Here is a 20,174-nt window from a genome sequence, read left to right on the forward strand (position 1 = left end):
GCTTTTTTTATACAAATTTTATTCTTTTAATACATGTTATTACTTTTTATTAAATTAATTTATTTATATTGCACAATTAAATGAACTAATTGATAAAATATAAAAGCATTATTGACTATTAAAAAACAAATGTAAATATATGTAAAAAGTTATGTCCTGAAAATGATAAAATCGTATGTTATTATGACAAATTTTTAAGTGATACAAGTCTATAATAGAACTCAACAGGGGGATTTGTATGGAGGTATATATAGATATTTTAATTTTAGAAAATTTTATAGTTAATTTATTTCTTATGATACTTACAATGAAAATATTAAAATATAAAGTTAAAGATATTCTATTAATATGCTCAGGTTTTATAGGAGCGCTGTATACGATTGTACTATTATTTCCTAATTTAAATATATTAACTTCATTTCCTTGCAGAATAATAGTTTTATATATAATGATTAAGATAAGTTATAGAAAACAGGGTATTATCAATACAATTAAAGCTATGAGTATATTTTTACTCTTAACATTTACATTAAGTGGATTATGTTTTTTATTTTCAATAAATCAGAACCAATATTTTATAGGACAAAGTTTTGAAATAAGTAAGTATTCAATTAAGTATTTAATATTAGGTGGAATGATAATATATATGTTTTTTAATAGATTAATAGAATATATTAAAAATAAATTAATGATAAATAATTTTAAATTTAATATACAGTTTAAAGTATCAGATAAGGTTTATGATATAAAAAGTTTTTTAGATACAGGAAATGAATTAAGAGAACCTATTAGTAATCTTCCATGTATTTTAATAGAAAAAGATTTTATAAGCACGATAGATTTTAACGGAAATGATACTTATTATATACCATATAGTGCTATAGGTTATGGGGGGAATTTAAAAGGAATAAAGGTAGAATCAATAAAAATAAAAGGTGAAAGATTTTATAGTGAAGTAGATGCTATTATATGTCCATGCAATGAAAAATTAAGTAGAGAAAATGATTTTAACGCATTGTTATCAAGAGGAGTAATATAAGAGAGGTGTATTATGAGACGAATTATTTTATTTTTAAATAAGTTATTATCTAAGTTTAAGTTATTTAGAAGGAAGTTATATTATGTAGGTGGTAGCGATGCACTTCCACCACCATTAACAAAGGATGAAGAAGAAACTTTAGTGAATAATCTTATGCATGGAGATGAAAGCATAAGAAGTATTTTGATTGAAAGAAATTTAAGATTAGTTGTTTATATAGCAAGAAAGTTTGAAAATACAGGTGTTCATGTAGAGGATTTAATTTCAGTAGGAACTATTGGACTTATAAAAGCAGTAAATACTTTTAATCCAGAGAAAAAAATAAAATTGGCAACTTATGCATCTAGATGTATAGAAAATGAAATTTTAATGTATTTAAGAAGAAACAGTAAAATAAAAGCAGAAATTTCATTTTATGAACCTTTAAATATAGATTGGGATGGAAATGAATTATTGTTATCCGATATTTTAGGAACTGAAAATGATGAAGTGTATAATTTAATTGAGGATGAAGTTGATAAGCAATTGTTATTAATGGCACTTAAAATTTTAAATGATAGAGAAAAAGAAATTGTAAGGCTTAGATTTGGGTTAAATGGAACAAGGGAAAAGACTCAAAAAGAAGTTGCAGATATGCTTGGAATATCTCAATCTTATATTTCAAGATTGGAGAAAAAAATAATTAAGAGGTTAAAAAAAGAAATAAGTAAAATGATTTAGCTTGTCTTTAGTATAAAAGCAAGGTCTATCGGAGATAATCTTTAATGCAGCAGATTATTACTTCCGAAAGGGTTGGTACTTATGATTATTAACAAGGTGGAAATATGTGGGGTTAATACTTCTAAACTTCCAGTACTTAAAGAAAAAGAAAAGAAACAACTTCTTTTAGCATTAAAAAAAGGAGATTTAAGTGCTAGAGAAGCCTTTATAAAAGGCAACCTAAGATTAGTACTTAGTGTCATTCAAAGATTTAATAATAGAGGAGAAAATGTTGATGATCTATTTCAAGTAGGATGTATTGGTTTAATGAAATCTATAGATAATTTTGATTTATCACAAAATGTTAAGTTTTCAACTTATGCAGTGCCTATGATAATAGGAGAAATTAGAAGATATTTAAGAGATAATAATTCTATAAGAGTTAGCAGGTCCTTAAGAGATATTGCGTATAAAGCATTAATAGTACGTGATAAATTTATAAAAGACAATAATAAAGAGCCGACTATATCTCAAATTGCTAAAGAATTAGAATTACCGAGAGAAGAGGTTGTATTTGCTTTAGATGCAATACAAGATCCAGTATCTTTATTTGAACCAATTTATCATGATGGTGGAGATGCAATATTTGTTATGGATCAGATAAGTGACTCTAAAAATACAGATGAAAGTTGGCTTGAAAATATATCCATAAAGGAAGCGATGAAAAAGCTAACTGATAGAGAAAAATTAATTCTAAATTTAAGGTTTTTCAGAGGAAGAACTCAAATGGAAGTTGCAGATGAAATTGGAATTTCTCAAGCACAAGTATCTAGACTTGAAAAAACAGCTTTGAAGCATATGAGAAAACATGTTTAAAATTAGGGTATATGATATAATAAAACTGATATTTAATAAATATCAGTTTTTATTATATAAGTAATTAAGTAAAGTTATCCTACATATAAATATATAAAAGAAACAGATAAAAGTATTAGTTTTACAGATAGGGGGATAACTATGGAGGCAGAAATGTATTCGCTTAATGCCATGAGATCTATGGAGATAATAGATATATCTACAGGACGTAAACTTGGATTTGTAAAAGATTTTAAAGTGGATTGTGATGATAATAAGATAATTTCATTAATTTTACCAGGAACAACTATGAAATCTTGGTTTTTGAAAGATGAAGAAATAGAAGTTAAATGGGATGATATAGTAAAAGTTGGAGTAGATGTTATATTAGTGAAAACAGATAATATTCAAAGTTATGATTATAATAATGGGTAGTAATCATAATAAAAACTATATATAATAAAATTATAAATACTTTTTACTAAAGTAAAAGAGGTGATTAAAGTGAAATGTCCATTTTGTAATTTTCAAGAAAGTAAGGTTGTGGATTCTAGAGCAACAGATGATAATACTACAATTAGAAGACGAAGGGAATGCTTAAAGTGTAATAAAAGATATACTACGTATGAGAAGATAGAAGATTTTCCAGTTTTGGTAGTTAAAAAAGATTTGACTAGAGAGAATTTTAATAAGGAAAAAATTATTAACGGTCTTATTATTGCTTGTCAAAAAAGACCAGTATCAAGAAAGCAAATAGAAGATATAGCTTATGAAATAGAAAAATCAATCTCTAATAGAATGGTTACTGAAATAGCATCTAAAGATATAGGTGAAATGGTTATGGATAAACTTAAAAAAGTTGATGAAATATCATATGTAAGATTTGCTTCTGTCTATAGACAGTTTAAGGATATAAATACTTTTCTAGAAGAAATTAAAAATTTAGTAGTTAATTAAAAATTAAAAATGTTATTGTAAGAAGGATTTTGAATGTATGTATTTAACTTTCAAGTCCTTTTTGTATATAGATATAAGTTTATATTATATGAATGTTACATTAATGTTAAATTTAAGTTAATGCAATTAATATAAAGTTTAAAGATGATAAAATTAAAATGTAATTTAGGAGTGATAATGCTGAATAAAATAGATTTAAATAAAATAGAGAAAATAGAAGATTTTATTATAATAAAGTTAAAAAATACTGCTAGAATAGTGTTTACAAATGCAGAATTTAATAGAAGTTTTAACAGAAATACTGAAGAAGGAATTGATGAATTAGAATCGCTAAAATCTAGATTTAAAGCAAATGAAATAGTATATTTAAATCAAGTACATAGTGATAAAATATTAATTTATAATAATGAGAATATTAATAATGAAGAGGGAGATGCAATAGTAACAAATAATAAAAATGTTATTGTTGGAGCTTTTACAGCAGATTGTGTTCCTATAATATTAATAGATGAGGTAAAAAAAGTATGTGCAGCTATTCATAGTGGATGGAGAGGCACATATGAAAGTATTACTTTAAAAACAATAGAAAAAATGCAAAGTAAGTTTAATTGTAATTCTAATAATATTAAAGCTTATATAGGTCCTCATATTAGAAAGTGTTGTTATGAAGTATCAGAAGAGTTAAAAGAAAAATTTTTAAATAAAAAGAAAAATATTAATAAGGAAGATATGTTTAATAAAAGAAATTTAAGCTTGCAGGAATGCATACTAGATGATTTAAGAAATTCTGGTGTAAAAGAAGAGAATATTAATATATTAGAATTATGTACACATTGTAGTAAAGAAATTAAATTACATTCATATAGAAAATCAAATGGATCTTATGGTAGGATGTTTAGTTTCATAATTTTAGATTAAGGAGAATGGTTATGTCTGATGAGAAAATACTAATAGTTGATGATGAGGAACATATAATAGAATTATTAAGATTTAATTTAATTAATGCTGGATACAAGATAATTTCTTCAAATAATGGATTAGATGCACTAAAATTAGCCAAAGAAGAAAAACCTAAATTAATATTGCTTGACTTAATGCTTCCAGGTTTAGATGGTTTTGATGTTTGTAAAGAAATAAAAAAAGATAAAGAAACACAAAAGATATCAATAATAATGCTAACAGCAAAAGGTGAAGAAATTGATAAAATATTAGGTTTAGAGTTGGGGGCGGATGATTATATAACAAAGCCTTTTTCAGTAAGAGAGTTATTGGCAAGGGTTAAAGCAGTTCTTAGAAGAGCTTATCCAAGTTCAGAGTTTGAAAGTAATATATATGAGTCTCAAGGATTTAAAATAGATTTTGAAAGACATGAGGTATTTATTAATGATAAAAAGATAGAATTAACTTTGAAGGAATTTGATCTTTTAAAAATATTAATAAAAAATAGAGGGAAAATTCTTAAAAGAGAAACTTTACTAGATAAAATATGGGGATATGAGTATATAGGAGAAACAAGAACGGTAGATGTACATATAAGATATTTAAGAAAAAAGATAGAAGAAGATGATAAAAATCCTAAGTTCATAGAAACTATTAGAGGAGTAGGTTATAGATTTAACCCAATTAATGAATAATGAAGAAAAAAATATTGATATCATCAATGACAACAGTATTTTTTGCATTAATAATATTAACTTCTTTTTTTGTATTGTTAAGCAATGTTCAACAAATTAGAGACACAAAAAATGAACTTAGAAATTTTAATTTACTTATTAGTAAGTTAGATAACTTAGAAATATTAAAGAAACAAGATTTTACTGATATAAAAATAAATAATATAACTGTTAGATTTAAACTACTTAATGAAAATGGAAATATAATATATAATACTGAAAATGAATATGGAAGTAGTTATAAGGACAACAAGGAGTTTCAAGAAGCTCTAGAAAAAGGAGAAGGCTCAGCAACTAAATATAATGAAGATGGAAATTTAAATTTAATATATTATGCAACAAAAATAAATGAAAATAAAATAGTGGTAAGTTCAGTTCCAATAGATATGTCCAAGACTCTTCAAAATAAAAATATAAAATATTGTATAGGTATAATAATGGTTGTAATGTTTCTCTCTATATCATTATATTTAAAATTAATAAAAATGATTATTAAACCTATAAAAGATCTAGAATCAGTAACGCATAAAATGGCTAATGGAGATTATAAAATAAGAGTTAAGGTTAGTAGTAAAGATGAGATAGGAAATTTAGGAGAAAGTTTTAATAATATGGCCGATCAACTTCAAATGAAGATTTATGAGATAGTTGATAAACAAAATAGAATTGAGTCTATATTAAGAAGTATGGAAAGCGGAGTTATTGCAGTAGATAATGATAATGTAGTAATATCTATTAATCCTTATGCTGAAAGGATATTTGGTATAAGACGAAATATTGTAGGCAAATCTGTAATTGAATATATTTCTGATTATGATATAAATACTTTTTTAGAAGAGGACTATGAAATAGATAAGGAAATAAAAATACTTCGTCCTGTAGAACGAGATTTAAAAATTAAGAAATCAAATATAATAAATGGAATAGATATAATAGGAAAAGTTATAACTATACAAGATATAACTGATATAAAAAAGCTCGAACTTATGAGAACACAATTTGTTGCAAATGTTTCTCATGAATTAAAAACACCATTAACATCCATAAAAGGGTTTGCTGAAACATTAAGATATGTAAAAGATGATGAAACTAGAGAAAAATTTTTAAATATAATAGACAAAGAAGCTGAAAGGTTATCAAGATTAATAAGTGATATTTTAGTGTTATCTAATATTGAAAGTAATGTATCAAGTCAAAATGAAGAATTTTTACCTAAACCTATAATTGAAGATAGTATAAATATGGTAAGAAAAATTGCTAATAATAAAAAAATAAATTTAATTTTTAAAGATGATAATCAAGAACTTATTTTAGGTGACAAGGATAAATTTTATCAATTAACTTTAAATTTAGTGGAAAATGCTATAAAATATTCTGATAATAATTCAAGTGTTCAAGTAATGAGTTATAGTAAAGAACGGTATTATTATTTAGAAGTTATTGATAATGGAATAGGCATTCCAAAAGAAGATTTACCAAGAATATTTGAAAGATTTTATAGAGTTGATAAATCAAGAAAAAAAGGTGGAACAGGTTTAGGTTTAGCTATTGTAAAGCATATAGTTAAAACATTTAATGGAGATATAGAGGTTAAAAGTACATTAGGTAAAGGAAGTACATTTAAAGTAAAAATAAAATATATTTAAGATATATTAAATTAATAAAATAAGCTGAAAATTTTATTTTTTAGCTTATTTTATTTTGCTCAAAATTAATTATAAGTTGTAATATTTTAATGTTAAATTCATTTAACACATTTGTAATATAAATTAACTTTAATCTAATAATAGCTTAACTTACTGGTTATATTATAAATATAACAGAGTTATTTAAGATTATAAAAAAGTTATTGGAGGAATTTTATATGAAAAAAAATACTTTAAAACTTATAGTTAGTACATTATTAATAACTATGATTGGAGGAAGCATGGTAGGATGTGGTTCTCAAAATAATAAAGATAATGTAGGAAGTAACGTAAGTAGTTCAATAACAGTAAGCGGATCATCAGCATTGTTACCATTGATGGAACAATCAATTGAAAAATTTAATGAAATAAATCCAGATTCTGAAATAAGTGCGCAAGCAGGTGGATCAGGAACAGGTTTGACACAAGTATTAGAAGGAACAGTTGATATTGGAAATTCAGATATATTTGCGGAAGAAAAATTGGATGAATCACAAGCAAAAGAATTAGTAGATCATAAAGTTATAGCTCAAGGTTTTGGAATTGTTGTGAATAAATCATTAGGAATTACAAATTTAAGTAAAGACCAAATAAAAGGAATATTTTCAGGAAAGATAACAAATTGGAAAGATGTTGGTGGTGAAGATAAAGAAATTTTTTTAATTCATAGAAAATCAGGTTCTGGAACAAGAGGTACGTTTGAAAATAAGGTATTAGATGGAGATAAATCATTAGAAAATGATTCTTTGGGTGCAGTTCAAGACTCAAATGGTGCAGTTCTTACTGCGATGAAGCAAAATGATGGAGCAATAAGTTATTTAGCTCTTTCGTATATGAATACAGCTGAGGCTAAAGAAACTTTACAAGTTGCTAATATTGATGGCGTATCAGCAGAAAAGGAAAATATAAGAGATGGAAATTATCCTTTCTGGTCATGGGGACATATGTATACAAAAGGCGAAGCAGAAGGATTAAGTAAAGAATTTATAAACTTTATAACAAGTGAAGAAAATAAAGAAAGTATAGAAAATCTAGGATTTATTCCAGGATCTGAAATAAAAGAAAAATAATAATTTAAAGGATGATTAAAAGATGAAAAATAGAAGTTTTAAGGAAAGGCTTAAAAATGAATATTTGGGTCAAGGTTTTGCAACTTTATGTGGAATATTAATAATAATAATTACATGTTTGATATTAGTATTTATAGTTTCAAAAGGAATTAAATCATTTACCCAAAATGGATATAGCATAAGTGGATTTTTGTTTAAAGATAATTGGCAACCAAATAGGGAACAGCCTTCCTTTGGAGCTTTAGCATTCATCTTAGGTTCTACATGTGTATCAATAGGAGCTGTAATCTTAAGTTCTCCTATTGCAATTGCACTAGCTATTTTTACTAACATCATTTCTAGTAAGTTTGGAAATAAAGTAATTAAACCATCATTAGAGATATTAGTTGGAATACCATCAGTAGTTTATGGATGGGTTGGTATATCAGTATTAGTACCATTTATAAAGAACAATGTTGGCGGAATGGGATTTTCTCTTTTAGCAGGTATATTAGTTTTATCATTAATGATTTTACCTACTATTGCTACTTTAGCCATAGATGCAATAAAGAATATACCTAATAATCATATAGAAGCTTCTTATGGATTGGGTGCAACTAGATGGCAAACAATAAGAAGAGTAATAGTACCAGGAGCTAAGACAGGGATTTTAACAGGTGTAGTTTTAGGTATAGCAAGAGCATTTGGTGAGGCTCTTGCAGTACAAATGGTAATTGGAAATACTGTTAAATTACCAGATGGACTTCTTTCTTCAATGTCTACTTTAACTAGTATTATAACAATGGATATGGCAAATACAGTAGGTGGAACAATGTGGAATGATGCTTTATGGACATTAGCATTAATATTACTTATCATTTCATTTGTTTTTATAGTTATAGTTAGAAAGATAGAAAAAAGGAGCGCTGTGTAATGGATGCTAAAAAGGTTGATAAAATAGCTACTGTAGTATTTTATATTATAAGCATATTTATAGTAGCTTTATTAGGAGTGTTTATTCTTTATATTTTATATAAAGGAGGAAAGATGATAAAACCTTCATTTTTGTTTGGAAAACCTAAATTAACAGGTTCAGGTGGAGGAATAGGCCCACAATTGTTTAATTCATTTTATATGCTTATTATTTCATTATCAATAACAGTACCAATAGGTATAGGCGCAGGAATATATTTAGCAGAATATGCTAATGAAGGAAAAATGCTTAATATCATAAGAATGTCTCTTGAAACAATATCTTCATTACCATCTATTGTTATAGGTATGTTTGGATTATTAGTATTTGTTAATTTAGCTGGGTGGGGATATTCTATATTAGCAGGTGCTATATCTGTAAGTATTTTAAATATACCATCAATGACTAGAATTTCTGAAAATGCAATAAAAGTTGCTAGTAAAAAAGTAAAAGAAGCATCTTTAGGTTTAGGAGCAAGCAAGTGGCAAACTATAGCAAAACTTACAGTACCTATAGCAATGAGTGAGATTTTAACGGGAATAATATTATCTGCTGGAAGAATTTTTGGAGAAGCAGCAGCATTTTTATATACAGCTGGTTTAAGTTCTGGAAGACTAAATTTTAATCAAATAAGCTTAGTGGGAAATAAATCTGCATTTTCACTTTTTAGGCCAGCAGAGACTTTAGCTGTCCATATATGGAAATTGAACTCAGAAGGAATAGTTGTGGATGCATCTCAAATTGCTAATGGAACAGCAGCAGTATTAATAATAGCAGTACTTTTATTTAATATATTGGCAAGACTATTAGGAAATAGATTAATGAAATCTTATGGTGGAAAGTAGGGGAATATAATAAGATGAGTATTATAAGGACTAAGGATTTAAATTTATATTATGCTGAGAATCACGCCTTAAAAAATATAAATATGAATATAAATAAAAATGAAGTTACAGCATTAATAGGACCATCAGGTTGTGGTAAATCAACTTTCTTAAGAACTTTAAATAGAATGAATGACTTAATTGAAATTGTTAGAATAAAAGGTGAAGTTTTATTTGAAGATAAGGATATATATAAAGAATATGATGAAATTTATTTAAGAAAAAGGGTTGGAATGGTATTCCAAAGACCTAATCCGTTTCCAATGTCTATATATGATAATATAGCTTATGGTCCAAGGATTCATGGAACTAAGAATAAAAAAACATTAGATGAAATTGTTGAGAATAGTTTAAAAGGAGCAGCTCTTTGGGATGAAACAAAAGATAGATTAAAACAGAGTGCTATGAAGCTTTCAGGTGGTCAGCAACAAAGATTGTGCATAGCTAGAACTTTAGCAGTATCACCAGAAGTCATTTTAATGGATGAACCAACATCAGCATTAGATCCAATTTCAACTAATAAAACAGAAGAGTTAATAGAGCAGTTAAAAAAAGATTATACAGTAGTTATAGTAACTCATAATATGCAACAAGCAGGAAGAATAGCTGATAAAACAGCATTTTTCTTAAGTGGTGAAGTTGTGGAATTTGGAAAAACGGAAGATATATTTTATAATCCAAGAGATAAGAGGACGGAGGACTATATAACTGGTAGATTTGGTTAAGTGAAAGGGTGAGAATTAATGACAAGAGAATCTCAAGATTCAAGAATAAAAGAAATTAATAATCAACTATTAAAGATGACAAGTTTAGTAGAAAAACAAATATATGATAGTATGCTTTCTTTAAAAAATAATGATTCTGTTAAGGCAAATAAGGTTATAGGTTATGATGATAAAGTGGATGAGTTACAAAAAATAATAGAAGAAGATTGTATAAAGTTTATTGCTATGGAACAGCCGTTAGCTACAGATCTTAGAAGGGTTTTTACAGCTTCTAAAATAGTAACGGATTTAGAAAGAATGGCAGATCATGCAGTTGATATATGTAAGATAACTAAAAGGTTAGAAAAAGTAGTATTTAAAGAAAATATTAATGAACTATGGGATATGGAAGTAAGAGTAAGAGAAATGATTAGTTTATCTATAGATGCCTATATAAAAGATGATGTGGATTTTGCCTATAAAATATGTAAGATGGATGATGCTATAGATGATTTGTATAAAAGACTATTTGGGATTTGTATAAATGAAATTAAAAAGAATGAAAATTTAATTAATCAAGGAACTCAATTATTATTTGTAATAAAATATTTAGAAAGAATAGCAGATCATGTTACCAATATATGTGAATGGACGATTTTCTCAAAACATGGAACTTATGTGGATTTAAATGAATAAAAACATAGTAAGGCTAGGAAAAATTAATTTCCTAGCCTTATACTTTATTAATTAAGAATTTTAAGTTTTATTTTTAGAGTATATCAAATAAATTTAGTTTGAAATATAGTGTTTGCAATAACTAATTAGTTATTATATAATTAAACGTACTATAAATGAAGATAGGCTGTTATAATTAGGAGTGAAAAAATGAAAAATATTATAACAAAAGTAGAACAATATAGTATTGCTGAAGAAGTAGGAATAGAAGTAAATGATAGTTTAATATCTATTAATGAAATTCCAATAGGCGATATTATGGATTATAAATTTCTATCAGCAGATGAAGAAATAGTTCTGAAGATAGAAAAAGTTAATGGGGAAATTTGGGAGATAGAAGTAGAAAAAGAATATGGTGAAGACATAGGGCTTGAATTTGGCGGCGGTATAATGGATAAAGCTAAAAGATGCAGTAATAAATGTATCTTTTGTTTTATAGATCAGTTACCACCAGGGATGAGAGAAACTTTATATTTTAAAGATGATGATTCGAGATTATCTTTTCTTCAAGGAAATTTTGTTACTTTAACAAATATGAAAGAAGAAGATATTGATAGAATAATAAAATATCACATAAGTCCAATTAATGTATCAGTACATACAACAAACCCAGAACTTAGGGTGAAAATGTTGAATAATAGATTTGCAGGAAACATACTAGATAGATTAAAAAGATTAGCGAATGCAGGAATCACAATGAATACTCAGATAGTATGTATACCTGGAATAAATAATGGAAATGAATTAAAAAAAACAATAGAAGATTTATATGAGCTTTATCCATTTGTTGCTAGTGTGGCTGTTGTACCTATAGGAATAACTAAATTTAGAGAAAAACTTGCTCATGTAAACACATTTACTAAAGAGCAATCAGCACTAGAAATAGAAATGGTTAAAGCGCTTCAAGATAAATTTATGAAAGAAATGAATGAACCGTTTGTGAGATTGTCTGATGAATTTTATATAGTATCAGGTAAAGAAATTCCAAATGAAGATTTTTATAATGGATATGAACAATTAGAAGATGGAGTTGGAGTAGTAAGATATTTTAGAGATATTATAGATGACACTATAGATAATTTAGATGAAAAGGCAAAAGGAAGTTTTTCAATTGCTACTGGTGCTTTAGCTTATGATGAGATAATGGAAGCTAGAAATAAGATCTTGAAAAAAAATCCAAACATAAAACTAGATGTATATAAAGTAATAAACAATTATTTTGGAGAAACAATAACTATAACAGGACTTTTAACTGGAACTGACATAATAAATCAGCTAAAGGGTAAAATAAGAACTAAATATTTATTAATGGCTGATTGCATGTTTAGAAAAGGATATGAATTGGCAGATTCTAGTGAAAGAATAATGTTAGATGATTTAAAAATTAAAGATATTGAAGAAGCTCTAGATGTTAAAGTGATAATTACAGATTACACAGGAGAAGATTTAATTGATATATTAAATGAATATAAGGAGGAATTTTAATGGGTAAACCGATAGTTGCAATAGTTGGAAGACCTAATGTTGGTAAGTCAACATTATTTAATAGATTAGCAGGAAAGAGAATATCTATAGTACAAGATACTCCAGGAGTAACAAGAGATAGAGTATATGCTCAAGCAGAATGGTTAAATTATAATTTTACTATGATAGATACTGGTGGTATAGAACCAGAAAACAATGATATTATAGTAAAACAAATGAGAAGACAAGCGAATATTGCTATAGAAACTGCTGATGTAATAGTATTTATAGTTGATGGTAAAGAAGGGTTAACTGCTGCTGATGAAGAAGTGGCTACTATGTTAAGAAAGAGTAAAAAACCAGTAGTGTTAGTAGTTAATAAAATTGATTCTATAAAGTTTGAAGAAAATAGCTGGGAATTTTATAACTTAGGAATTGGTGATCCAATAACAATATCAGCATCACAAGGATTAGGTTTAGGTGATATGTTAGATAGAGTAGTTGAACATTTTGATAGAGCTGATGCCGATGCTGAAGATGATGAATACATAAGAATAGCTATGATTGGAAAACCTAATGTAGGAAAATCATCTTTAATAAATAAATTATTAGGTGAAGAAAGACTTATAGTGTCTGATGTTGCTGGAACAACTAGAGATGCCATTGATAGTTATTTGGAAACAGATGAAGGAAAGTTTATTTTAATTGATACGGCTGGATTAAGAAGAAAGAGTAAAGTCAAAGAAGAAATAGAAAGATATAGTGTTATAAGAACATATGCATCAATAGAAAGAGCCGATGTATGCATTCTTATGATAGATGCTCAAGAAGGTGTAACTGAACAAGATGAAAAAATAATAGGTTATGCTCATGAATTAAATAAGGCTATAATAGTTCTTGTTAATAAATGGGACCTTATAGATAAAGATGATAAAACTATGGATAAATTTAAGAAAGATTTACAAACAAACTTAAAGTTTATGCCATATGCTGAATATTTATTTATTTCAGCTTTAACAGGTCAAAGAACTCACAAAATTTTAGAATTAGCTAAAAAATGCTATAATAATTATAATAAGAGAGTATCTACAGGAATATTGAATGATGTAATAAGTCAGGCTATATTAATGAAGGAACCACCAGTTGTTGGTATTAAGAGAATGAAAATATACTATGCAACTCAAGTTGCAACTAAGCCACCGAAATTTGTATTCTTTGTTAATGATGCTAGTGCTTCACATTTTTCTTATGAAAGATATTTAGAAAATCAGTTGAGAAATAGTTTTGATTTTAAGGGAACTGGTATACAAATAGAATATAGACAAAGGAAGGAATAGTAATGAGCAATGTAAGTTTTATAGGTGGAGGGAGTTTTGGAACAGCTTTAGCTATATTGCTTGCTGAAAAGGGGAATACTGTAAGTATATATAATAGAAATAAAGAAGTTGTTGATGATATAAATATTAATAGAAGAAATGATAAATATATACGTAATTTAGAAATTTCAAGTAATATTGTAGCGTTTAATAATTTAGAAAAAGCAATTGAAAATGCAGAATATGTTGTTTTAGCGGTACCTTCTCATACAATACGTTCTATTTGTAGAAGTTTAAAAGATAAAATAAGTGAGAATACAATTATAATTTCAATTGCAAAAGGTATTGAAGAACATACTGATAAAAGATTATCCACTGTTATTAAAGAAGAGTTAAGTAATCCTATTGTTATTTTATCAGGACCGAGTCATGCAGAGGAAGTGGTATTAAAACTTCCAACAACACTTGTTGTTACATCAGAGTGTATGGAATGTGCAAGTGAAGTTCAAAGCTTGTTTATGACATCTTATTTTAGAGTTTATACAAATGAAGATTTAGTTGGTGTTGAGGTTGGAGGAGCAGTTAAAAATATAATTGCACTTGCAGCTGGAATTCTAGATGGGCTAGGATATGGAGATAATACTAAAGCTGCATTAATGACTAGGGGTATGAAAGAAATTTCTAGAATTGGTTTGGCTCTTGGAGGCAAAGAGGAAACTTTTTATGGTTTAACAGGAATGGGTGATCTCATAGTAACATGTACTTCGAAGCATTCTAGAAACAGAAAGGCTGGATTGCTTATAGGTAGTGGAATGCCAGTAGATGAAGCAATTAAAGAAATAGGTATGGTAGTTGAAGGGGTAAAAGCATGTAGAGCTTTTTACGAATTAAAAGAAAAAATGAAAGTATCCATGCCTATAACGGATATTTTATATAAAGTTTTATTCGAGAAAAAAGAACCAAAATTAGGGATTCAAGAACTGATGAATCGCGAGAAAAAAAGTGAAATATTTTAATAAGAAGTCCTAAAAAGAATTTTTTAACCATATAACTGTGTTAATGAAGTCTTTTTAGGACTTTTGTTATTTTAAATTTTATTTAATTTGTATATTTTTAGGATTTTAAGAATATATATATATTGGTAAAAAGAACAAGGAGGGAATAATGTGGACAGCTTTAACATATACAAAGATATAGCTGAAAGAACTCAAGGGGACATATATGTAGGAGTAGTTGGTCCAGTGAGAACTGGAAAATCAACTTTTATAAAGAAGTTTATGGACCTTATGGTAATACCAAAGATTGATAATGCTTATAAGAAAGAAAGAGCGAAAGACGAGTTACCACAAAGTGGTTCAGGTAAAAGTATTCATACAACAGAACCGAAATTTGTGCCAAATGAGGCAGTAGAAATAAATTTAGGTGATGAAACTAAATTTAAGGTTAGATTGGTAGATTGTGTAGGATACATTGTAAAAAGTGCATTGGGATATTTAGAAGGTGAAGAAAGTAAAATGGTACATACACCATGGTATGAGTATGAAATTCCTTTTGAAGATGCAGCAGAAATAGGTACTAGAAAGGTTATAAGTGATCATTCAACCATAGGATTAGTAATTACAACAGATGGAAGTATTACAGGAATACCAAGAGAAGATTATATGGAGGCAGAAGAAAGAGTCATAAATGAGCTTCAATCAATAAATAAACCATTTGTTGTTGTACTTAACACTAATAAACCAAATTCTCAAGAGACCAAAGCATTAAAGAATGAATTAGAAGCAAAATATAATGTGGCAGTAAAAATAATGGATATATATAATATGGGAGAAGAAGATATAGAAGATTTATTTGAATATGTACTTAGGGAATTTCCTGTAAAAGAAGTTAATATAGATATGCCAGAATGGTTAGAAAAATTAGATTATAATCATTGGTTAAAGAAGAATTTCTTTGATGTTATTTTAACTATGAGTAATGAAATTTCAAAGGTTAGAGATATTAAACATATATTAAATAGTTTTGAAGAAAAAGAATTTATGGGAACAACATCTATTAAAGAAGTTGACCTAGGCAATGGAACAGCTAATATACTTATGAAACCAAAAGATGGCATATTCTATAAAATACTTAGTGAAATATGTGATTTGGAAGTGAATTCAGAAAGTGATCTTTTAAGTATAATTAAGGGTTTGACTTATGCTAAATCAGAATATGATAAAGTGAAAGATGCTTTAGAAGATGTTAAAGAGGTAGGTTATGGATTAGTAGCACCTCAATTATCAGAGATGAAATTTGAAGAACCTGAAATTGTAAAACAAGGAAGTAAATATGGAGTTAAATTAAAAGCTAGTGCTCCAAGTTTACATTTTATAAAATGTGATATAAAAACTGAGATTAGTCCTATAATGGGGTCTGAAAAAGAATCAGAAGAACTTGTAAAGGGATTACTTGAACAGTTTGAAACAGATCCAGCACAATTATGGCAAAGTAATATGTTTGGAAAGTCTTTGGAAGTATTAGTAAAAGAAGGACTTCAAAATAAACTATATAAAATGCCAGAAGATGTACAAGTTAAAATTCAGAAAACACTTCAAAAAATTATTAATGAAGGTAATGGTGGATTGATTTGTATAATTCTTTGATTTTGAAGAATTAATAATTAAAAAGGAGTTTAAAGAAAAAATCTTTAAACTCCTTTTTATACATATATTAATAAAATTATGATTAACATTAAAAAATTAATAGAAGTAAGTGAGCTAATATTATATAATGTAGTAAAGAATATAAAATGAGGGATATCATGAAAAAGGGGTATAAAATCTATAAGAAAGTAGGTAACTTAAATACATCTTTAATCGAAGAACTTATAGAATATGACTTTCCATCATCTGTTTATATATCTTCTAGAGTTATAAATCATATAATAAAAAAACATGGAAAACAATTTACTAAAAGAGTTAAAAATAATATAATAAAAATTATGGAAGAAATAATTAAAGATCCAGATTATATAGGAATAAATCCGTTAAGGATTAATGAAGGAGCAATAGAATTAGTAAAAAAGATAGATAGTAATATTCTTTTGGCTTTAGAGTATGATGAAGAAGGTCAATATATATATGTGGCAACTATGTATCCATTAACAGAATCTAAAATAATTTCTAGATTAAATGGTGGAAGATTAATAAGTTGCAATGATGAAAAAGCTCACAATATATTTTAATTAATTAAGAAAGTTTTGATAGTAATTTTAAAATAATACATTAATAAAATAAATTAAATACTCTTGGATACCCAAGAGTATTTTTGTGATAAAAACCCCAATTTATATTTATATAAAGTTAATTACTTTTTTATATGGAGGAACAATAGATGAAAAAAGTAGCAATAATATTTAATGGTGGAACTATATCTATGAAGGTGGATGAAAAAATAAAAGCAGCAGTTCCAAGTTTAAGTGGTGAAGAAATAATGCAAATGGTAACAGGAATACAAGGAGTTGCTGAAATAGAAAATTATACATTTTCTAATTTACCATCTCCACACATGACACCTAAATTGATGCTTGACTTATCTAAGTTAGTTCAAAAATTATTAGATAGAGATGATATAAGTGGAGTAGTAATAACTCATGGAACAGATACTTTAGAAGAAACAGCTTATTTCTTAGATTTAACTTTAAATACAGATAAACCAGTTGTAGTTACAGGAGCTATGAGAAATAGTGATGAATTAGGTTATGATGGACCATTTAATTTAGCAACAGCTATATGTACTACAATTTCTGATAGTGCTAAAAACAGAGGTGTGCTAGTTTGTTTTAACGGAGAATTACATAGTGCAATAGAAGTAACAAAGAGAAACTCTATGGCATTAAATGCTTTTAGTACACCTAATTTTGGACCAATAGGAATAGTGGATAACAATAGAGTTATTTTCTATAGAGAAAATTGTAAATCCACTCATGTTAAGATAGATGATATTAAAAAAGATGTTGCATTAGTTAAATGTGTTTCTGGAATGGATTCAAAGTTTATAGATTTTGTTATTAAAAATAGATATAAAGGTATAGTAATTGAAGGGTTAGGAAGAGGTAATGTACCACCTTTAATGGTTGCTGGAATTGAGAGAGCTATTGAAAATAAAATACCAGTAGTAATAGTATCTAGATGTTTTGAGGGTAGAGTATTTGAATCTTATGGATATTTAGGAGGTGGAAAAAAACTTAAGGAATTAGGAGTTATATTTGGTGATATATTATCCGGACAAAAAGCGAGGATAAAACTATTAATAGCCGTAAATCATAACGATGATTTAAATAAAATAAGGGAAATATTTGAAAAAGACAAGTATGAAATTGAAAAAACTGAATAAAAACAATATATAAAAATAAAATATTCGTAAAAATAAGAAAAAATATGATTTTTACCTATTATATAATTGACAACGTTCGGATGCAAATGTATAATAATATTCGTAAAAGGGATAACTCATATAATTGTGATAATATGGTTCACAAGTATCTACCAGATTACCGTAAATAATTTGCCTATGAGTAAGACTATATTAATTTCTTATTAATAATTAAGTCGCTATGGGTTATCATAAACTGTAGTGGCTTTTTTTATTTAATAATTTAGGAGGAATAAAAATGCAACAAGAAAAGAAGTCTGAGAGAATATTTGAAATATTTTCTAATAAAAATGTTGATTTTAAAAAAGAAATAGTAGCAGGTATTACTACTTTTTTGACAATGGCTTATATAATTGCTGTAAATCCTAATATGTTAAGTGCTGCGGGAATGCCAAGTGGAGCGATTGTCACATCAACTTGTCTATCAGCAGCATTTGCAACAATATTTATGGGGGTATTTGCAAACTTACCTTTTGCATTAGCATCTGGAATGGGTTTAAACGCTTATTTCGCATTTTCTGTTGTTTTAGGAAAAGGAATATCATGGGAAATGGCGTTAACAGCAGTATTTATTGAAGGTATTATATTTATTTTAATGTCATTATTTAAAATTCGTGAAGCAGTTGTAAATGCAATTCCAGCAAATATGAAGTATGCAGTTACAGCAGGAATTGGATTATTTATTGCTTTTATTGGATTTGTGGGAAGCAGAATAGTTGTTAATAATGACGCAACTTTATTAGGACTAGGAGATTTTAATGTTCCTACAGTTACAATTACTTGTATAGGATTAATAATCATTGCAGTATTAGATAAGAAGAAAATAAAAGGTTCTATCTTAGTTGGGATTTTAGTAAGTACTTTATTAGCTTGGGGATATGCCATGAAAAATCCATCTTTAGCAGCGGATTTAGGTATATATTTACCAAATGGTATTTTTAAATTTGAAAGTTTAGCTCCTGTTGCAGGGAAGTTAGATTTAGGATATGCATTTCACCCAAATAATATAGGATTATTTATAACAGTATTATGTACTTTCTTGTTTGTAGATTTCTTTGATACAGTGGGAACGTTAGTAGGAGTTAGTTCAAGAGCTGGAATGCTTGATGAAAAAGGAAATGTTCCTAATGCAGGAAAAGCATTACTTGCAGATGCTATTGGAACAACTGTAGGAGCATATCTTGGAACTTCAACAGTAACAACTTATGTTGAAAGTTCAACAGGTGTCGCAGCTGGAGGAAGAACTGGTTGGACTGCTATTACGACAGGAGTTTTGTTCTTAATAGCAATGTTTTTCTCACCAATTTTTATTGCCATACCATCATGTGCTACAGCACCGGCTTTAATATATGTTGGTTATTTAATGTTAGGAGCTGCTAAAAACATAGATTTTAATGAAATTACAGAAGGACTACCAGCATTTATAACAATTGCATTAATGCCATTAACTTATAGTATTGGTGATGGATTAACATTTGGTATATTATCTTATGTATTTATAAATTTATTGAATAATCTTTTCTCTAAAAAAGAAGAAAAGAAAAAAGTATCTTGGGTTATGATAATTTTAGCATTAATATTCCTATTGAAATTAATAGTCTTATAAGGCACATTCAAATAAATAGAATTTTTATTTTAAAATAAATCGAACTTTCAACTATGGGGTGAAACAAAAATGTACATTTAGTATTTTTTAATACTAAATGTACATTTTTATTTTTGTGA

At 27.1% G+C, this 20,174-nt stretch carries 20 protein-coding genes and 1 riboswitch; all 20 genes read left to right on the forward strand.

The features are described 5' to 3' along the window. Positions 1-238 precede the first annotated feature (238 nt). The 20 genes from BGI42_RS05445 (at position 239) to BGI42_RS05540 (ending at position 20,055) form a co-directional block, all read left to right on the forward strand. Positions 239-1,039, forward strand: coding sequence for a sigma-E processing peptidase SpoIIGA (locus tag BGI42_RS05445; protein WP_069679355.1), 801 nt, complete (start codon positions 239-241; stop codon positions 1,037-1,039). A 12-nt stretch (positions 1,040-1,051) separates the two neighbouring features. After that, complete coding sequence (sigE, locus tag BGI42_RS05450) at positions 1,052-1,759, forward strand: RNA polymerase sporulation sigma factor SigE (RefSeq protein WP_069679356.1); 708 nt, start codon at positions 1,052-1,054, stop codon at positions 1,757-1,759. Positions 1,760-1,840: 81 nt separating this feature from the next. After that, entirely contained in the window at positions 1,841-2,614 is a 774-nt protein-coding gene (sigG, locus tag BGI42_RS05455; protein ID WP_069679357.1) for an RNA polymerase sporulation sigma factor SigG, read from the forward strand. Between the two features lie 141 nt (positions 2,615-2,755). Next, complete coding sequence (locus tag BGI42_RS05460) at positions 2,756-3,028, forward strand: YlmC/YmxH family sporulation protein (protein ID WP_069679358.1); 273 nt, start codon at positions 2,756-2,758, stop codon at positions 3,026-3,028. 69 nt (positions 3,029-3,097) lie between these two features. Then, on the forward strand, positions 3,098-3,550 hold the full coding sequence (nrdR, locus tag BGI42_RS05465) for a transcriptional regulator NrdR (protein WP_069679359.1): 453 nt from the start codon (positions 3,098-3,100) through the stop codon (positions 3,548-3,550). A 180-nt stretch (positions 3,551-3,730) separates the two neighbouring features. Then, complete coding sequence (gene pgeF / locus BGI42_RS05470; RefSeq protein ID WP_069681033.1) at positions 3,731-4,468, forward strand: peptidoglycan editing factor PgeF; 738 nt, start codon at positions 3,731-3,733, stop codon at positions 4,466-4,468. Positions 4,469-4,479: 11 nt separating this feature from the next. Further along, positions 4,480-5,184, forward strand: coding sequence for a winged helix-turn-helix domain-containing protein (locus tag BGI42_RS05475; RefSeq protein WP_069679360.1), 705 nt, complete (start codon positions 4,480-4,482; stop codon positions 5,182-5,184). Beyond that, positions 5,184-6,869, forward strand: coding sequence for a HAMP domain-containing sensor histidine kinase (locus BGI42_RS05480; protein WP_069679361.1), 1,686 nt, complete (start codon positions 5,184-5,186; stop codon positions 6,867-6,869). Before BGI42_RS05475 ends, BGI42_RS05480 begins: the two co-directional genes overlap by 1 nt. A gap of 218 nt (positions 6,870-7,087) precedes the next feature. Beyond that, the gene (locus tag BGI42_RS05485) at positions 7,088-7,978 is read left to right on the forward strand and encodes a phosphate ABC transporter substrate-binding protein (RefSeq protein ID WP_069679362.1); all 891 of its coding nucleotides are present in this window, start codon (positions 7,088-7,090) and stop codon (positions 7,976-7,978) included. A gap of 22 nt (positions 7,979-8,000) precedes the next feature. Further along, positions 8,001-8,891: a phosphate ABC transporter permease subunit PstC gene (gene pstC, locus BGI42_RS05490; protein WP_069679363.1), complete on the forward strand. Its 891-nt coding sequence runs from the start codon at positions 8,001-8,003 to the stop codon at positions 8,889-8,891. After that, the gene (gene pstA / locus BGI42_RS05495) at positions 8,891-9,775 is read left to right on the forward strand and encodes a phosphate ABC transporter permease PstA (RefSeq protein ID WP_069679364.1); all 885 of its coding nucleotides are present in this window, start codon (positions 8,891-8,893) and stop codon (positions 9,773-9,775) included. Before pstC ends, pstA begins: the two co-directional genes overlap by 1 nt. A gap of 14 nt (positions 9,776-9,789) precedes the next feature. Continuing rightward, positions 9,790-10,539, forward strand: a complete 750-nt coding sequence (gene pstB, locus BGI42_RS05500; RefSeq protein WP_069679365.1) for a phosphate ABC transporter ATP-binding protein PstB — start codon at positions 9,790-9,792, stop codon at positions 10,537-10,539. An 18-nt stretch (positions 10,540-10,557) separates the two neighbouring features. After that, complete coding sequence (gene phoU, locus BGI42_RS05505) at positions 10,558-11,214, forward strand: phosphate signaling complex protein PhoU (RefSeq protein ID WP_069679366.1); 657 nt, start codon at positions 10,558-10,560, stop codon at positions 11,212-11,214. A gap of 189 nt (positions 11,215-11,403) precedes the next feature. Further along, the gene (locus BGI42_RS05510; RefSeq protein WP_069679367.1) at positions 11,404-12,738 is read left to right on the forward strand and encodes a DUF512 domain-containing protein; all 1,335 of its coding nucleotides are present in this window, start codon (positions 11,404-11,406) and stop codon (positions 12,736-12,738) included. Further along, the gene (der, locus tag BGI42_RS05515) at positions 12,738-14,054 is read left to right on the forward strand and encodes a ribosome biogenesis GTPase Der (protein WP_069679368.1); all 1,317 of its coding nucleotides are present in this window, start codon (positions 12,738-12,740) and stop codon (positions 14,052-14,054) included. The genes BGI42_RS05510 and der overlap by 1 nt, the downstream gene beginning before the upstream one ends. Positions 14,055-14,056: 2 nt before the next feature. Next, on the forward strand, positions 14,057-15,049 hold the full coding sequence (locus BGI42_RS05520) for an NAD(P)H-dependent glycerol-3-phosphate dehydrogenase (protein ID WP_069679369.1): 993 nt from the start codon (positions 14,057-14,059) through the stop codon (positions 15,047-15,049). Positions 15,050-15,199: 150 nt separating this feature from the next. Further along, complete coding sequence (gene spoIVA, locus BGI42_RS05525) at positions 15,200-16,678, forward strand: stage IV sporulation protein A (protein WP_069679370.1); 1,479 nt, start codon at positions 15,200-15,202, stop codon at positions 16,676-16,678. A 158-nt stretch (positions 16,679-16,836) separates the two neighbouring features. Beyond that, entirely contained in the window at positions 16,837-17,259 is a 423-nt protein-coding gene (locus tag BGI42_RS05530) for a PBECR3 domain-containing polyvalent protein (protein WP_069679371.1), read from the forward strand. Positions 17,260-17,408: 149 nt separating this feature from the next. Further along, complete coding sequence (locus BGI42_RS05535) at positions 17,409-18,410, forward strand: asparaginase (protein WP_069679372.1); 1,002 nt, start codon at positions 17,409-17,411, stop codon at positions 18,408-18,410. 96 nt (positions 18,411-18,506) lie between these two features. After that, positions 18,507-18,608, forward strand: a riboswitch (purine riboswitch). Between the two features lie 79 nt (positions 18,609-18,687). Next, positions 18,688-20,055, forward strand: coding sequence for an NCS2 family permease (locus tag BGI42_RS05540; RefSeq protein WP_069679373.1), 1,368 nt, complete (start codon positions 18,688-18,690; stop codon positions 20,053-20,055). The last annotated feature ends 119 nt before the right edge of the window (positions 20,056-20,174 follow it).

Source organism: Clostridium taeniosporum (assembly GCF_001735765.2).
In the GTDB taxonomy this organism is placed as follows: Bacteria; Bacillota; Clostridia; order Clostridiales; family Clostridiaceae; genus Clostridium; species Clostridium taeniosporum.